The 15464-nt window shown below is 61.8% G+C and carries 10 protein-coding genes and 1 tRNA gene; 8 read left to right on the top strand and 3 right to left on the bottom strand.

What is annotated here, in order from left to right; translation table 11 throughout:
- Positions 1-41: 41 nt before the first annotated feature.
- Positions 42-2846 (bottom strand): hypothetical protein, encoded by a 2805-nt coding sequence (locus V7P99_RS11445; protein WP_333794950.1) that lies wholly within the window; start codon positions 2844-2846, stop codon positions 42-44.
- Between the two features lie 282 nt (positions 2847-3128).
- The gene (locus V7P99_RS11440; RefSeq protein ID WP_333794949.1) at positions 3129-3419 is read right to left on the bottom strand and encodes a hypothetical protein; all 291 of its coding nucleotides are present in this window, start codon (positions 3417-3419) and stop codon (positions 3129-3131) included.
- A 343-nt stretch (positions 3420-3762) separates the two neighbouring features.
- Here V7P99_RS11440 and sseA point away from each other — a divergent pair, with 343 nt between their 5' ends.
- Positions 3763-4635: a 3-mercaptopyruvate sulfurtransferase gene (sseA, locus tag V7P99_RS11435; RefSeq protein ID WP_333794948.1), complete on the top strand. Its 873-nt coding sequence runs from the start codon at positions 3763-3765 to the stop codon at positions 4633-4635.
- Between the two features lie 41 nt (positions 4636-4676).
- Here the strand turns inward: sseA and V7P99_RS11430 are convergent, their stop codons facing one another.
- Complete coding sequence (locus tag V7P99_RS11430) at positions 4677-6293, bottom strand: glucan biosynthesis protein (RefSeq protein WP_333794947.1); 1617 nt, start codon at positions 6291-6293, stop codon at positions 4677-4679.
- Positions 6294-6583: 290 nt separating this feature from the next.
- On the opposite strand from V7P99_RS11430, the gene V7P99_RS11425 reads away from it, so the two are divergent.
- The 7 genes from V7P99_RS11425 to V7P99_RS11395 all read left to right on the top strand — a co-directional run bounded on the left by V7P99_RS11425 (position 6584) and on the right by V7P99_RS11395 (position 15026).
- A complete protein-coding gene (locus V7P99_RS11425) occupies positions 6584-7204 on the top strand; it encodes a hypothetical protein (RefSeq protein WP_333794946.1) in 621 nt (206 codons plus the stop codon).
- A gap of 263 nt (positions 7205-7467) precedes the next feature.
- A tRNA-Leu gene (locus V7P99_RS11420) sits at positions 7468-7552 on the top strand.
- Positions 7553-7639: 87 nt separating this feature from the next.
- Entirely contained in the window at positions 7640-8995 is a 1356-nt protein-coding gene (gene tig / locus V7P99_RS11415) for a trigger factor (RefSeq protein WP_333794945.1), read from the top strand.
- A 389-nt stretch (positions 8996-9384) separates the two neighbouring features.
- Positions 9385-10035: an ATP-dependent Clp protease proteolytic subunit gene (locus tag V7P99_RS11410; RefSeq protein ID WP_333794944.1), complete on the top strand. Its 651-nt coding sequence runs from the start codon at positions 9385-9387 to the stop codon at positions 10033-10035.
- Positions 10036-10461: 426 nt separating this feature from the next.
- A complete protein-coding gene (gene clpX, locus V7P99_RS11405; RefSeq protein WP_333794943.1) occupies positions 10462-11715 on the top strand; it encodes an ATP-dependent Clp protease ATP-binding subunit ClpX in 1254 nt (417 codons plus the stop codon).
- Between the two features lie 325 nt (positions 11716-12040).
- Positions 12041-14458: an endopeptidase La gene (lon, locus tag V7P99_RS11400; RefSeq protein WP_333794965.1), complete on the top strand. Its 2418-nt coding sequence runs from the start codon at positions 12041-12043 to the stop codon at positions 14456-14458.
- 295 nt (positions 14459-14753) lie between these two features.
- Positions 14754-15026 (top strand): HU family DNA-binding protein, encoded by a 273-nt coding sequence (locus tag V7P99_RS11395; RefSeq protein ID WP_333794942.1) that lies wholly within the window; start codon positions 14754-14756, stop codon positions 15024-15026.
- Positions 15027-15464 lie beyond the last annotated feature (438 nt).

Below are 15464 nucleotides of genomic sequence, written 5' to 3'. Positions count from 1 at the left end.
TGTTGAGTTCCTGAATGTCAGGTGTTTGTTCGGTTCCGTCATCAGAAGCGTACGGTGGAGCCGACCCAATAGCTACGGCCGCGCACCCATGGATTCTGGTTGTTGGCGACGGAGTTTCCGATGCTGTCGGTCAGGTTGTTGACCTGAAACTCTATTGCAGCATGCTCGGTTATTTTGACATGGCCTGACAGATCCAGAATCAACGTGTCCTTGAATGTCCGGTCAGCAAACACATTGTACGTCAGTCCATCAATGATCTCGTCCACTCCGGTGTCATAGACACCCTCGTAACCAAAGTTGAAACCGACGTTGATATCGAAGCCTACGGTATCGTTGAACCAGTTCGTGGTCAGGAGCGCGCCGATACGAATAGGGATATCGAGATTGCCGGTAATCGCCACGAAGTTTTCCTGCGTAAAGCGCTGCCCGTTGTAGAGGATGTATTCCTCGCTGCCGTCACCGTCGAAATACGTTCCACGATTTGTCGTTTGCTCTGACCATGTGATGGATCCCGTGAGGCCCACTGAGCTCAATATCGTCGTGTCGGCGTTCTTCCAGAATGTGGCGTACTCGCCCGTCCAGGATCGATAGAAGCTCTCGCCATTGTTGCTTAGAACATTGCACAGTGAGCTTACGACCTCGCAGTCCTCGCGCGAGAACTCGTCTTTCCCGTGCCGTTCGAGGTAACGAATGCGGAAGTTTCCACCAAGCAGCGGATCTTTGATGCGCATGGCCGCAGTGTATTCGTCCTTAAAGGGCGTATCGAGGCCGGCCGACTGATACGAATATCCGGGAAACTCCCGGGCGGTCACGATTTCAGAGACGTTGCCGTCTCCATCGTGAGCGTTGCGAGTGTAAGTTGTGGTGCGCGGCTGAGCATCGCGGATGGCGTAATAGAGCGAACCTCCGTGGTAGTAGCGATTGAAACCGCCTGAGATGCTGAACCAGTCGAACGGCATCAGCGTGCCGACAAGGCGTGGCGCGAAATTTGGATTGGCGAAATAGTCTTCATAGTCAAAGCGGACGCCAGCGCGGATGTTGAGCCAGCCGAACGTTTGGTCGATCTCGGCGAACAGATTGATGCTGTTGACTTCTGCCGAGATGTCGAAGATGGGCTGAACGGTCCAGATGCGGGCATACTGTTCCGAGGTGCACGCTTCGTCGCCCTCCGGGCAGATGAACTCAGAAACGGTGGGTGCGTTGAACAGCGTGTTGAAGCTCGAATAGACCGTTAGCTCTCTAGGACGTGCACGCGTGCCCTCGAGCCGCTTCGCCTCGCCCCCGACGAGGAAGCGTCCCCACAGCAGATTGCCGGTTAGGTCAGCTTGAATGCCGAGATCCTCCTGTCCCTGGTACAAACTTCCCCAGCCGCCTTCGCGGCAGGCCGTGTTGTCTTGAACGGCCGTGACGCCTAGGGCCTCGATTGGTAGTGGGCGGCACCAATCGTCGGTCGTTGTTGCGTCGAAGACCGTTGCCCAGGCGGAAGGCGGATCGTTGCGCCCCTTCCGACGCTGCATGCCCACCCACGCCCATGAGGTATCGCCGTTTGAGACGTTGGCGGTCTCGCTGTCGTTGTAGTAGGCCCTCGCGGTGACGGCTACACCAGTGATGCCGAGTTCTGAATAGTCGAGTGCTGGCAGCTCGTTTTTGTATTCGAGTTGAGTCGAGTGGCCGTAGCTTTCGACGTTGATGAACATGTTGCGGGAAGCCTCGCTTTCCCACGATTGCATGTAGTCGGTCTTTGAGGATTCGAGCTTGAAGCGGCCGTAATCTGTCTTGAGCGAGGCGGCGGCGCGGAAAAAATCGTTCGACGATTCCATGCCGACGATCTTGTCGAAGAACTCGTAATTTTTTTGCTGTGACGTTTCGGCATACTTTCCGCTGTACTGCGCAATAACCGCGAAGTCCGTCGTGATCGGTCCGCCAATCGAAACGGCAACGTTATCCTTGGTGAACTCTGGTGCTTTGCGGTTGAGCGGATTGGTGCCGTCTACCGTGCCGATCTTGTAGTGGACCATCGAGTCCGTATGGCGGTCGTATTTGAGCGTTGAGCGCCAGCGATCGGTTGGAGGCGAAGCCAAGTCGAAGAGTACGACCCCGCCCTGGAAATCTCCATACTTGGCCGAAGCGTTGCTATCGATGATCGTGGCAGTGTCAAGAAATTCGACCGGGACGTAAACAGTCTGCGGATGCACGCCGTAGACGACATCGTGCAATGGGAACGGGTCGTGATCCAGCTCTTTGTCGGTATTCTCGATCGGGCCAACCATATTGTTTATCGAGACGCCGTTCATGACGATGTTGTTTTGATAAGTGCGGCCTCCGCTGATGGAAAACAGCATCGGCTTGGTGTCGATTTCGCGATAAGGATTGATGCCGGCATCTGTCGAAGTCTGGTCCTGGAACTGGATGTTCGGCGCGTTGCGCACGAAGGTGTTCGCGTCTCCGCCACCCAGTGACCGCGCACGCACATTATGGGAATCGTATTTAGTGGTGCCCGTGTCGGAAATCGCCGGGCCGCTGAGCATGACGCCGTCGACTTTGACGTCGGAATCGAGAACGCCTCCGATGCCGCCTGAGTCCTGTGCGGCTGCTTCTCCGGTTGCGTTGTCAGCCGAGCCGCCGCCACCTTGGGACTTGCCGGCTGCCTCCTCTTTCTTGGCTTTCGTCTTCTGCTTTGGTGCCGTCACCACGACATTCGGCAACGGCGTGCTAGCGCCGGAGAGAAGGGCCGGCGCCTCCCCGTCCGTCGGGCTGGAGCCACCATCCTGAGCCGAAGTTGCACTCACAAAAAATACGCAAGCAACTGCGCACGCGAACGCGCGTGCGACCACAGACTTCACCATTGAATCCCCCAGTGCATTGAGACGCTGGCTGGCTGGGATTCGGTCGGTCCCTCGGCTGGCTGGCGGCGGTAGCTCCCCCTAGAGGTCCCGCTCGGGCCGGACGCTACTAAATGTATATAAATTGAGTCAACAAATATTCATGGGAGTCTGACGCGGATCAGATTTTGTGGTTTCTCGAGGGCTTGCCGAAGGTCCGCTGCTGCCGGCTGCGGGCGCTGGTTGTCGCAACCGATCCAAAAGGATGCTGCATTCGTGCGCCGCCGTCGCGGCTTCATCTCGGCGTCACCGCAGGCGATAGCAGTTGGTGTAGGTGCGTGGCGTGCGGGTGACGTCATAGCCGGTCAGGCATTGGACCAGCGACACCTCCTTTGGATGGCGGAATAGGATCATGGCCGAGCGATTGTCGAACGTGCTCGTGAAGCCCGCGACCTCCCATCCCGCCTTCAGCAAACCTTCGATCGCTATCGCCTCGTCGTGCCGTTCAGCCGCGGGTGGCGCGGCGAGGCTCGTGGCCGCGGCAGCAATGGTGAGCACGCCTGCCAGCACAGCGTAACTGTGGTTCATGCGGCTCATGACAAACCTCCTCTCTGGTGGCTGGACGGAATGGTGCATTTTATGGCGATCCGTACCGGCGCGCATGAGGCTGTCCGCGATCGGGATTGGCATCTGCTGTTTCTTGCAGAAGGATCGGCGCTTTCCGGCCGCGCTCCGCAACAGGTTGCACGGCCTCGTCCGAGCCCGCTGGGCACAAGCGCCCTGCGGTAGAAAAACCGGTTCCCACGTGCGTGGAAGCACTCTAGGCTCGATCCTAGAGCCATGAATTCCCGCTGGTTTCGGGCGCATTGGCAGGGCCGGATCCAGGTCTGCCGAAGGTGGACCTGGATATTGCGGACGCGCTATTTCTTAGGAGGCCGACGTGGTGGAGCGCACCAAGACCTGGATTGTCGAGACGCAGTGGCTTGCCGACCATCTCGATATGCCCGACCTCGTTATTTTCGACGGATCCTGGCATCTGCCGGGATCAGGGCGCGATGCAAAGGCCGAGTACCTGGCTGAGCACATTCCCGGTGCGCTCTTTTTCGACATCGACGACCTCGTCGATGAGACCAGTCCGCTGCCCCACATGCTGCCGCCCACGGCGAAGTTCGCGTCGCGGATGAAGAAGATCGGAGTGGGCGATGGCATGCGCATCGTCATCTACGACACTCTCGGGCTTTTCTCCGCCGCGCGCGTGTGGTGGACGTTCCGCGCCATGGGCCATCAGGATGTGGCGGTGCTGAACGGCGGGCTCAAGAAATGGAAGGCGGAGGGACGCCCGCTCGAGGACGGGAGCCCAGTGCCGCGCACGGCACGCCACTTCACACCGCTACTTAACAACGAACTCGTGTGCGACCTCGACGAAATGAGGGGCTATGTCGAGAGCGGGCGCGTGCAGATCGTGGACGCGCGCCCCAAAGTCAGGTTCGAAGGCAGCCAGCCGGAGCCGCGGCCGGGTCTGCGCGCAGGGCATATTCCGGGCTCGAAGAACGTGCCGGCTTCGACGATCCTCAATGCCGACGGCACGCTCAAGGACAAGGATGAACTGGGCCGGATTTTCCGCGATGCGGGGATCGATCCGCAGAAGCCGGTCGTCGCAAGCTGCGGCTCAGGCGTAACGGCCTCCATGCTCGCGCTCGCGCTTGGTGTCCTCGGACAACGCAATGTCCCGGTTTATGACGGCTCGTGGGCCGAGTGGGGACAGGAGACGGCCGGCACGCCGATCGAGACGGGTCCGGCCTCGCGCGAATGATCCATTCGCGTCGAGGGCGCTTGCGGAAGGCAGGGATCCCGTCAGGTCTCGGGGAAGTACTGGTAGACCCAGGTTTCGGTCAGGGCCCGATCGCCGAGACGCAGGAACATGCGGATGTCGACAGGCTCGGTCCCGGTGGCCGCAAGGTCGAAGAACGCCCGCCAGCGCAGGCGCTGGCCCACGACGGGATGACAGTAGGCGTTGCTCAGCTCACCGCGTGAGGGCGTGACGACGATCTCGACCCCGTCATCGCGGCCGAGCTTCTCGAACGCAGCGCCTTGGAAATCGACGACGAACTTGCGCACGCCTTGAGGGCGCGGCTGGCCTGGACGCCCGCCGATCCCTGTCTGAGTGGCAGTGGCGCGGGCCAGCTCCTCGGGGAAGGGGATGTCGTCGAGCCAGCTCAGGCGATAGCGATAGCGCCGGTTCGTGCCGGCGAGGAACGGCTCGCGCGGACTCCAGTAGACGGCGATGTTGTCGTGAATCTCGTCGTCGGTCGGAATCTCGAGGAGTTGCACCTCGCCTTCGCCGAAGGGCTCGATGGGCTCGATCCAGGTGGAGGCGCGCCGCTCGTAGAAGACGCTGTCATCGAGATAGTGCACGAAGTCCCGGTCGCGCTGGAGAAGACCGAAGCCGCGGACGTCCTTGTCGACGAAGGAGTTCACCATCACGCGCGGCGGGTTGTTGAGTGGGCGCCAGATGCGCTCGCCGCTGCCGGTCCATATGGAGAGACCGTCGGAGTCGTGGATCTCCGGGCGCCAGTCGACGATCTGGCGGCGGCTCGCCTCGCCGTACCAGTACATGCTCGAGAACGGTGCCACGCCGAGGCGCTGGATATCGCGCCGGGCGAAGAGGCGCGCTTCGATCTCCTGCTCGATGTGCGCCACGCCGTTCTTCACGATGCGGCGGGCGGTGATCTCATAGGCGCCCGTCACGCTTGGGCTATCGAGGAGCGCGAAGATGGTGAGCGCTGCGCCGTCCGTGCCGCCCTGGAGCCAGAACTCCGTGAAGCGGGGAAACTCCTCAGGCGTTGATAGGCCGGTGTCGATGGCAAGTCCGCGGGCAGAGAGACCATACTGATCGAAAGGCCCCGAGGTGCGGAAATAGGATGCCCCCATGAAGGCCAGCCAGTCGGTCTTGAGGTCCGGCGCCATGATGCGGAAGCCGGCGAAGCCAGCGCCGTCCGGCACGTGATGCGCCGGGTGGCCGGCCGGGCTCTCGAACAGGTTGGCGCTATACACGACCTCCTGCTCCACGCCGTTCTTGACGAGATGCAGTTTGACGGGCTCCGGCGACATGCGCCCGAGGTGAAAGAGCTGGACCGGCGTCTTGCGGGCCGGATCGAGCGCGAGGCTCATTTCCGGCCGAAAGCGGATCTTCTGATAGGCATCGTAGTCGATGCGGTCGAGCACCTCGGGCGCGACGCGATGAGCCGGCTCCCAGGCAATCCTGGCATTGCGTGCGGCGCGCTCCGTCAGAAGGTCGAACGAGAATGGCCGCGGCTCACCGAGGGAGACCCCATCCGGGACCAAGGCGGCCACGGGCCCGGTATCGGCCGGCGTGGCCCTTGCAGGCGCTGAATGGCTCAAGGTCGTGGCCAGCCCGACGGCGGCCGCTCCGGCAAGCATTTGCCGGCGATCAAGATCGATGCCCGTCACAGTCGTTTCTTTCTTCTGTCGTTGTCCAACGTCGCGGCAGGTTTTCGGAGTGTCCCCTAGCGTAGAAACCCTGGCCTGGCTAGCAGAGGAGGTCGCAAGCGAACCTGTGGTTGTAAGGTGAGGAGAGGCAGGCAGAGAGCCCGGAGGGAAACACGCGATGCAGCAACATGCGGATTCGGCCACAGGTTGCGGGCGATTGTTCGGCACCTTTTGGGCACCGGGCGAGCCTCGGCGTCGCAGGTGCTCTTTCGTTAAGATCTTGGCAGCATCCTAGGAGCTTCGCGCGCTCCATGGCTGATCGAGGCTCAACGGGAGGTCACGCCATCATACTCTCGACTTCGACCGTCAACTCGGCTGCGATGCTGATCCTGCAACAGGTGCATGTGCCGGCGGCTGACGCCGATGCGGGCGCGGCGCCTGCGGACGGCCTCATGGCGGCCGCCAACGGTATTCCGCTGTCCGGCAACGCCGGCGCGAGCAAGCCTTCGCGGCAGGCGCAGGCGAAGGTCGTCGAGGCCTTGTTCAGCGCCAATACGGTGGATGCGAACAAGCTCAAGATCAAGCTGATGGAGCGGCTCGGCAAGCAGTTCGGCCTGTCCGTCGAGGAGTTCGATACTCAGGCCTCGTTCGCCGCCGCCGTGCGTGATGCGATCGGGCAGATCAAGCAGCAGGAGAATGGCTATCTGCAACTCATTGCAATCGAGAAGGAACTCGGGCTGGACAAGCTCGGCATCACTCTCGACGAGCTGGTCAATGCGCTCATAGAGCCGGAGACCGAAGACGGCCGTAAGCTCGAAGCGGCGCTCAGAAAACAGGCCGGGGATGCGGAAGACGGCAACGGGACCGAAGCTTCGCTGCGCGCCCTCCTGGCCCTCATGCACCACGATGGCGATGGCGTTTACCAATCTTGAGGCGCGCTAGCTGGCGCCAACCGCGATGTTGCCGCTGATGCCACCTTGCGGGCAGGGATCGCCGCAAGAGCGCCGCTTCCTGATTTCTGCCGGTGAACGGACGTCTCGCAGGCAGATTGACGATTGATCTTCGGGCAGACCGGCGGGTATATGTGCCCATCCTGACGCGGCTTTGGCCCCGTGCGGGCCGGCATCCCTGACTGAGCCGGCTCTGGACGGGCTGGTCGCGCGGCTTTCCGGCGCCCGCCCCAGAGCTGGGACAAGCGGACGTGGCGAAATTGGTAGACGCATCGGCTTTAGGTGCCGACGCCGCAAGGCGTGGGGGTTCGAGTCCCTCCGTCCGCACCAGGGGTCGGCAATCCGTAAGGACTGGAATTAAACGTGCCTCGCAAGGGGCTGAGACGGGTTTAGACGAGCGAGCGAAGGCAGCACGATATGCAGGTTACGGAAACGAGTTCGGAAGGCCTCAAGCGCAAGCTCAAGGTCGTGGTCGGAGCGGATGAGCTGGGCCAGCGCTTTTCGGCGCACCTCGATCGCATGAAGGACCAGGTGCAGCTCAAGGGCTTCCGCAAGGGCAAGGTGCCGATCGCGCATCTCAAGAAGGTGTTCGGCCGTTCCGTCATGAGCGACGTGGTGGAGGAGACCATCCGCGAGACCAGCAGCAAGGCCATCTCCGAGCGCAACGAGCGCCCGGCCGTGATGCCGGACATCGAGCTCGCCGAAGGCGCCTCCGAGATCGAGAGCGTGGTCGAGGGCAAGGCCGATCTCGCTTATGAGATGAGCTTCGAGGTGCTGCCGGAGGTGACGCTCACGGACTTCGCAGCGCTGAAGCTCGAGCGCCTCGTCGCTGATGCAGACGACGAGCAGATCAAAAAGGCCCTCGACGAGCTTGCCGAGCGCAACCAGACGTTCGCTGCCGAGGAAGGCCGCGAGGCGTCGGATGGCGATCGCGTCACTATCGATTTCAAGGGCACCATCGACGGAGAAGCGTTCGATCGCGGCTCGGGTGAAGACCTGCAGCTGGTGATCGGCAACGCCGGCTTCATCCCTGGGTTCGAGGACGGGATCAAGGGCGCCAAGGCGGGTGAGAGCCGCGACGTCAAGGCCACGTTCCCGGCCGATTATCCAGTCGAGGACCTGGCCGGCAAGGAGGCCGTGTTCGCGATCACCGTCAAGCAGGTGGAGAAGCCGGTCAAGGCCGAGATCGACGACGCATTCGCCAAGTCGCTGGGTGCCGAGGGCCTCGATCATCTCAAGGAGCTGGTCTCGGCGCAGATCAAGCGCGAGCTCGATCAGGCCTCGCGCATGAAGATCAAGCGCGAGTTGCTTGATGTGCTCGAGGCGTCGCATTCGTTCGAGCTTCCGGTATCGCTGGTCGAGCGCGAGTTCGATCTCATCTGGCGTCAGGTGACGGAAGGAATGGCCCGTGAAGGCAAGTCCTTCCCCGACGAAGGTAAGACCGAGGATGAGGCTAAGGCGGAGTATCGCACCATCGCCGAGCGGCGGGTGAGGCTCGGCCTCGTGGTCGGCGAGATCGGTGACAAGAACAAGATCGAGGTGACGCAGGACGAGATGCGCCGCGCGCTGATGGAGCATGCGCGCCGTTTCCCGGGCCAGGAGAAGGACGTCTATCAGTATTTCGAGAAGACGCCGGGCGCGCTGCAGGAGCTTAGGGCGCCGATCTTCGAGGAGAAGGTGATCGACTTCGTGCTCGAGCTTGCCAAGCCCGCGGAGCGGAAGGTTTCGCGGCAGGAACTGCTCGACGCCCTCGAAAAGATTTCCGAGGACTGAGGCTAGACTTCGCCGGACTGCCGCTCTGTCGAGGGCGGGCTCGTCCCGCCCTCGCGCGTTGCCAACGCCCTCTGATCGCACGGCACGGAGCCTCCTGGCTTCTCTTCGAGAAGCTGGGGCGCATCCCAAGGCGGGCTCTGATGCCCGCGTGCCAAACGATGATCGGATGCGGGCGCATTTCTCCCCTGCAGAGCTTGCCATCAGGGGCTTGAAGTTGGGGGCTGCTATGCTGATCTTGATGGCTTCCGCGCCGAGTGATTCGGCAAGCCTGGTCTTGGCTCGTCAGCGAGCAGGGCCTAGTCTCACCCACTAACCTGCTTCTTTTCGGGGATCGGTTCGCCTTGCATGGGGACGGTTCTCCGGAAGCAGCCTGAGGAGCAACGACCCCAATGCGCGATCCCGTCGCTACACTTACCGGTTCCTTCTGGCCCATGGTCGTCGAGCAGACGTCGCGGGGCGAGCGCGGCTATGACCTTCCGTCGCGCCTTCTCAAGGAGCGCATCATCTTTGTGACGGGTCCGGTCGAAGACCAGATGGCGGCCTCGATCTGCATGCAGCTTCTCTTCCTCGAGGCCGAAAACCCGAAGAAAGAGATTTCCATGTACATCAACTCGCCGGGTGGGGTGGTGACGTCGGGCATGGCGATCTACGATACCATGCAGTTTGTGAAGCCGCCGATCGCAACGCTCTGCATCGGCCAGGCGGCCTCCATGGGATCGCTCCTCCTTTGCGCCGGGCACAAGGACATGCGCTATGCGCTGCCGAACGCTCGCATCATGGTGCATCAGCCTTCCGGCGGCTTTTCGGGGCAAGCTTCCGACATCGAGCGGCATGCCGAAGACATCATCAAGATGAAGCGGCGCCTTAATGAGGTCTACGTTAAGCATACGGGGCAACCGTACGACGTAATTGAAAAGACGCTGGACCGCGATTACTTCATGACTGCGGATCAGGCCAAGGAGTTCGGCCTCATCGATCGCGTGCTGACCCAGCGTGAGGACGCTGCCGAGGCCGTGCTTTCTGAGCCGAAGCCCGCCTGAGACCGAAAACAGGAGCTCGGTGTGCCCCACCGTCGCACCGCCTCCGCGGGCGGCCCAGAATGCCGGGTCTTTGCTATGCTTCCTGTGCAGAGGCCTATGCGGATTACTACGTATCTTTTCCGCTCCAACCGCGTCGCCAAAGGTTGGCGGCCGGTTGCGCCGGCTAGCCTAACCCGAAGTGGCGCCTCGAATTTCCGGCTTCCTCTCGGCCGGACCAAACACTGGCCCGGAATGGGCCTGCGGCGGGGAAGGCTTTAATCGAATCTTGATCTCGGGAACAGTAGCGTGTTGAGATCGGGAGCAGTGGTTTCGTATTCCTCGCGGCGGGTGTGCCGCAAGACGCCGAGCGGCCCTTCGAGACGACCCGTTGGGCCTTGAATTTCCGGGTTTTTCCGGATGCTTCCTGACTGTGGGTGAGAAATTAGAATGGCTCAGGAAAAGAACACCCTTTACTGCTCTTTCTGCGGGAAGAGCCAACATGAGGTGAGGAAGCTGATTGCCGGTCCGACGGTATTCATCTGCGATGAATGCGTCGAGCTGTGCATGGATATCATCCGCGAAGAGAACAAGAACACGCTCGTCAAGTCGCGCGATGGCGTGCCGACGCCGCAGGAGATCTGCACGGTTCTCGATTCCTACGTGATCGGCCAGTTCCACGCCAAGCGCGTGCTGTCCGTGGCGGTCCACAATCACTACAAGCGCCTCAATCACGCGGCCAAGAACAACGACGTCGAGCTGTCCAAGTCGAACATCCTGCTGGTCGGCCCGACGGGCTGCGGCAAGACTTTGCTCGCCCAGACGCTGGCGCGCATCCTCGACGTGCCGTTCACGATGGCGGACGCGACCACGCTCACGGAAGCGGGCTATGTGGGCGAGGATGTCGAGAACATCATCCTCAAGCTGCTCCAGAGCGCCGACTACAATGTCGAGCGGGCGCAGCGCGGCATCGTCTACATCGACGAGATCGACAAGATCAGCCGCAAGTCCGACAATCCCTCGATCACGCGCGATGTGTCGGGCGAGGGCGTGCAGCAGGCCCTTCTCAAGATCATGGAAGGCACCGTCGCGTCGGTGCCGCCGCAGGGCGGCCGCAAGCATCCGCAGCAGGAGTTCCTGCAGGTCGATACCTCGAACATCCTGTTCATCTGCGGCGGCGCGTTCGCCGGGCTCGAGAAGATCATCTCGCGCCGCGGCAAGGGGACGTCGATTGGCTTCGGGGCTCATATCTCGAGCCCCGAGGAGCGACGCACGGGTGAGGTGCTGCGCCAGGTCGAGCCGGAGGATCTGCTGAAGTTCGGGCTGATCCCCGAGTTCATCGGACGCCTGCCCGTGATCGCTACGCTCGAGGATCTCGACGAGAGCGCGCTGGTGCAGATCCTGATGGAGCCGAAGAACGCGCTCATCAAGCAGTACCAGCGCCTATTCGAGATGGAGGACGTGAAGCTCACGCTGACGCAGGATGCCCTGCGCGCCATCGCCCGCAAGGCGATCGAGCGCAAGACGGGTGCGCGCGGCCTGCGCTCGATCATGGAAGGCATCCTGCTCGACACGATGTTCGATCTGCCGGCGCTCAAGGGCGTCGAAGAGGTGGTGATCGGGCCCGAGGTCGTCGAGGGTGGGGCTCGTCCGCTCAGAATCTACTCCGAGCGGGTCGAGGAGAAAGGCTCGACGGCGTCCTGAGCCGATTTGCCTTCCGAAGACATCTACCGATCGTGCCGCGGCCAGGGAGCGCCTGCGGCGCGACGGCCGAGGAAGCGCGAGATGCGCTGGATTGATAAGCTCGGGGGCGATCCCCATCTTTCCCGGGCAGCGCTCTTTCAGAACGGTTGCAGCTGTCGGGCTTCCCTCTCCCATCGATGCGGCGTGGGTTTCCCGGATTCGGCCATAATGCGGCGGCCGATGGGGTCTAGACTGGCCTTTGCAGGAGCGGGCGCGTGGGCATGCCTTGACAAGGCCTTGATCTGCAGCTTTGCGAACGCGGCATAGAGTTGAACGGGTGACGATGATGAGCGACGAAAAGCTGAGCAAAGAAAAGACGGGCGCGCGCGACCTCTATCCGGTTCTGCCGCTGCGCGACATCGTCGTGTTTCCATACATGATCGTGCCGCTGTTCGTGGGGCGCGAGAAGTCCATCAACGCCCTCGAAGAGGTGATGCGGGCGGACAAGCACATCCTGCTCGCAGCCCAGAAGAACGCGGGCGATGACGATCCGGCGACCGATGCGATCTATCAGGTCGGCACGCTGGCCTCGGTACTGCAGCTCCTCAAGCTGCCCGACGGCACGGTGAAGGTGCTGGTGGAGGGCACGGCGCGCGCGCGCGTGCTCAACTACACCGACAATCCGAACTACTTCGAGGCCGAGGTCGAGCGCATCTCGGAGACGCTCGGCACCAAGACCGAGATCGAGGCGCTGGCTCGCTCGGCGGTGTCGCAGTTCGAGAACTACGTCAAACTCAACAAGAAGATTTCTCCGGAAGTGCTCGGCACCGTGGCGCAGATCGAGGATTACTCGAAGCTCGCCGATACGATCGCCTCGCATCTCGCGGTGAAGATCTCGGACAAGCAGGACGTGCTCGAGTCGACCGTCGTCTCGGATCGGCTGGAGAAGGTCTATACGCTCATGGAGAGCGAGATCTCGGTGCTCCAGGTCGAGCGCAAGATCCGCTCGCGCGTCAAGCGCCAGATGGAGAAGACGCAGCGCGAGTACTATCTGAATGAGCAGATGAAGGCCATTCAGAAGGAGCTTGGCGACACCGAAGAGCGCGACGACATCGCCGAGTTCGAAGAGAAAATCGATAACACCAAGCTGTCGAAGGAAGCCAAGGACAAGGCCACGGCCGAGCTCAAGAAGCTCAAGCAGATGAGCCCGATGTCGGCTGAGGCGACAGTGGTGCGCAACTACCTCGAGTGGCTGCTCTCGATCCCCTGGGGCATCAAGGGCAAGGTCAAGAAGGATATCGAGGAAGCGCAGCAGATCCTGGATGCCGAGCACTACGGCCTCGAGAAGGTCAAGGAGCGCATCCTCGAGTACCTCGCGGTGCAGGCGCGCACCAACAAGCTCAAGGGACCCATCCTGTGCCTCGTCGGCCCGCCCGGCGTCGGCAAGACGTCGCTTGGCAAGTCGATCGCCAATGCCACGGGCCGCGAGTTCGTGCGCATGAGCCTTGGCGGCGTGCGCGACGAGGCGGAGATCCGCGGCCATCGGCGCACCTACATCGGCTCCATGCCGGGCAAGGTGATCCAGTCGATGAAGAAGGCGAAGCGGGTCAATCCGCTGTTCCTCCTCGACGAGATCGACAAGATGGGACAGGACTTCCGCGGCGATCCTGCGGCGGCCCTCCTCGAGGTGCTCGATCCGGAGCAGAACGCGACCTTCAACGACCATTATCTCGAAGTGGACTACGATCTCTCGAACGTGATGTTCGTCACCACGGCGAACACGCTCAACATTCCGCCGGCCCTGCTCGACCGCATGGAGATCATCCGGCTTGCGGGATACACGGAGGACGAGAAGGTCGAGATCGCCAAGCGCCATCTGCTGCCTGAGCAGCAGCAGGCGCATGGGCTGGAAACGGCCGAATGGGTTGTCGAGGACGGCGCTCTGCTCGAGGTCATCCGCCGCTACACGCGCGAAGCGGGCGTCCGCTCGCTCGAGCGCGAGATCGCGAAGCTGGCCCGCAAGGCGGTGAAGGAACTGCTCACCTCCGACACGAAGACGGTGACGGTCACTGCGGCCAATATCGCCGACTATCTCGGCGTGCCGAAGTACCGTTACGGCGAGGCCGAGCTCGAAGACCAGGTCGGCATCGTGACGGGGCTGGCCTGGACGGAGGTCGGCGGCGAGCTTCTGACTATCGAAGGCGTCATGATGCCCGGCAAGGGCAAGATGACGGTGACGGGCAACCTGCGCGACGTGATGAAGGAGAGCATCCAGGCCGCAAACGCCTACGTGCGCTCGCGCTCGGTCGAGTTCGGCATTCCGCCGTCTCTCTTCGAGAGGAAGGACATCCACGTCCACGTACCGGAAGGCGCAACGCCGAAGGACGGCCCCTCGGCGGGAGTCGCCATGGCGACGGCGATTATCTCGGTGCTGACCGGCATCGCGGTGCGCAAGGATGTGGCGATGACCGGCGAGATCACGCTGCGTGGGCGTGTGCTGCCGATCGGTGGCCTCAAGGAGAAACTGCTCGCGGCGCTGCGCGGCGGCATCAAGACGGTCATCATCCCCGAGGACAACGTCAAGGATCTGGCGGAGATCCCCGAGGAGGTGAAGAAGAAGCTCGAGCTCGTGCCGGTGGCGCGCATGGAGGATGTCGTCAAGACGGCGCTCGTACGGGTGCCTGAAGCCATCCAGTGGGATGTGGAGACGCCAGCCACGGCGGGAGACGACAAGGACTCGGGTTCGCGCGTGATGGCGCACTGAGCGCGCAAGCGTGACATGATAGACGGGCGGGTGGCGCTCCGGGAAATCCCGGAGGCCGCCCGCCTTTCGTTTCCGACCATCGTGTCTCGGCGCCGGCGCTCCGCGGCAAAGAAGCCAGGGAACACTGATTTTTTAAGGCCTGAAGCGGGTATTTGCCCCTTGACGGCCCCCATCGTTAAAGGCTTTTGTCGCCCACATTCGCCGAAAGACACGGTCCGCTGAGAGCGGAGCAATCGGTATGCGCCCACGATTCTCTTCATGGGCGTTTCCATTCCACCAGTTACGAGGACGGAAAATGAGCAAGAAAGATCTGATCGACGCCGTTGCCAGAGAATGCGACCTGACCAAGGAAAAGGCCGGGATCGTTATCGATGCCGCACTGGCGCACATCAGGGATTCGCTCAAGGCCGGCGGCGAAGTGCGCATTCCGGATTTTGGCACCTTCAAGGTGGCGACGCGCAAGGAGCGTGAGGGCCGCAACCCCGCAACCGGCGCAACCATCAAGATTCCGGCCTCGCGCGTGGCGAAGTTCACCCCTGCCAAGGGTCTCAAGGATGCGCTCAACTGAGGGCGTCCGGTTTCGAGAGAGCTGGCAATTGCAAACGCGCCGCCGTCTGCGGCGCGTTCGCGTTTTAGAGTGCGTTCACTCTTATCGGAATCGGATTGCGCTATGTGAACGCGCTCTAAGTGTTTTATTTGAGAGACTGATTCACGTTCTTGGTGAATGCGTGTCCGCATCCACCTCAAACGATCAGGCTCTAGAGGGCTTTCTTGCCTAGCCGCTCCGGTTTAAGTGGAAACGGGGGACGGCTCCAAGTTTTTGTTTCTTCGTGCTTCTCTCCGGAAAACCGGTTCCTCCTTTTCCGGAAGCACTCTAATCGGCACGGTCAACGGTGGGAGGCAGGTATCGTGATGCGTTGCCATCTTGCAGTGCGGGCCATCGCCCTGTAGGACTGTCGCTTCCGGGCGGTTAGCTCAGTGGTAGAGCGCTTCGTTTACACCGAAG

This window comes from Hyphomicrobium sp. (assembly GCF_036780825.1).
In the GTDB taxonomy this organism is placed as follows: Bacteria; Pseudomonadota; Alphaproteobacteria; order Rhizobiales; family Hyphomicrobiaceae; genus Hyphomicrobium_C.
Note: the sequence above shows the minus strand (reverse complement) of the source record. Positions and strands in the feature narration are given on the sequence as shown.

What these genes read in the sequence shown, in the direction of transcription:
- V7P99_RS11445 (WP_333794950.1), bottom strand. Translation starts at nt 2,846, where the DNA reads ATGGTGAAGTCTGTGGTCGCACGCGCGTTCGCGTGCGCAGTTGCTTGC.
- V7P99_RS11440 (WP_333794949.1), bottom strand. Translation starts at nt 3,419, where the DNA reads ATGAGCCGCATGAACCACAGTTACGCTGTGCTGGCAGGCGTGCTCACC.
- V7P99_RS11425 (WP_333794946.1), top strand. Translation starts at nt 6,584, where the DNA reads ATGGCTGATCGAGGCTCAACGGGAGGTCACGCCATCATACTCTCGACT.
- tig (WP_333794945.1), top strand. Translation starts at nt 7,640, where the DNA reads ATGCAGGTTACGGAAACGAGTTCGGAAGGCCTCAAGCGCAAGCTCAAG.
- V7P99_RS11410 (WP_333794944.1), top strand. Translation starts at nt 9,385, where the DNA reads ATGCGCGATCCCGTCGCTACACTTACCGGTTCCTTCTGGCCCATGGTC.
- clpX (WP_333794943.1), top strand. Translation starts at nt 10,462, where the DNA reads ATGGCTCAGGAAAAGAACACCCTTTACTGCTCTTTCTGCGGGAAGAGC.
- lon (WP_333794965.1), top strand. Translation starts at nt 12,041, where the DNA reads ATGAGCGACGAAAAGCTGAGCAAAGAAAAGACGGGCGCGCGCGACCTC.
- V7P99_RS11395 (WP_333794942.1), top strand. Translation starts at nt 14,754, where the DNA reads ATGAGCAAGAAAGATCTGATCGACGCCGTTGCCAGAGAATGCGACCTG.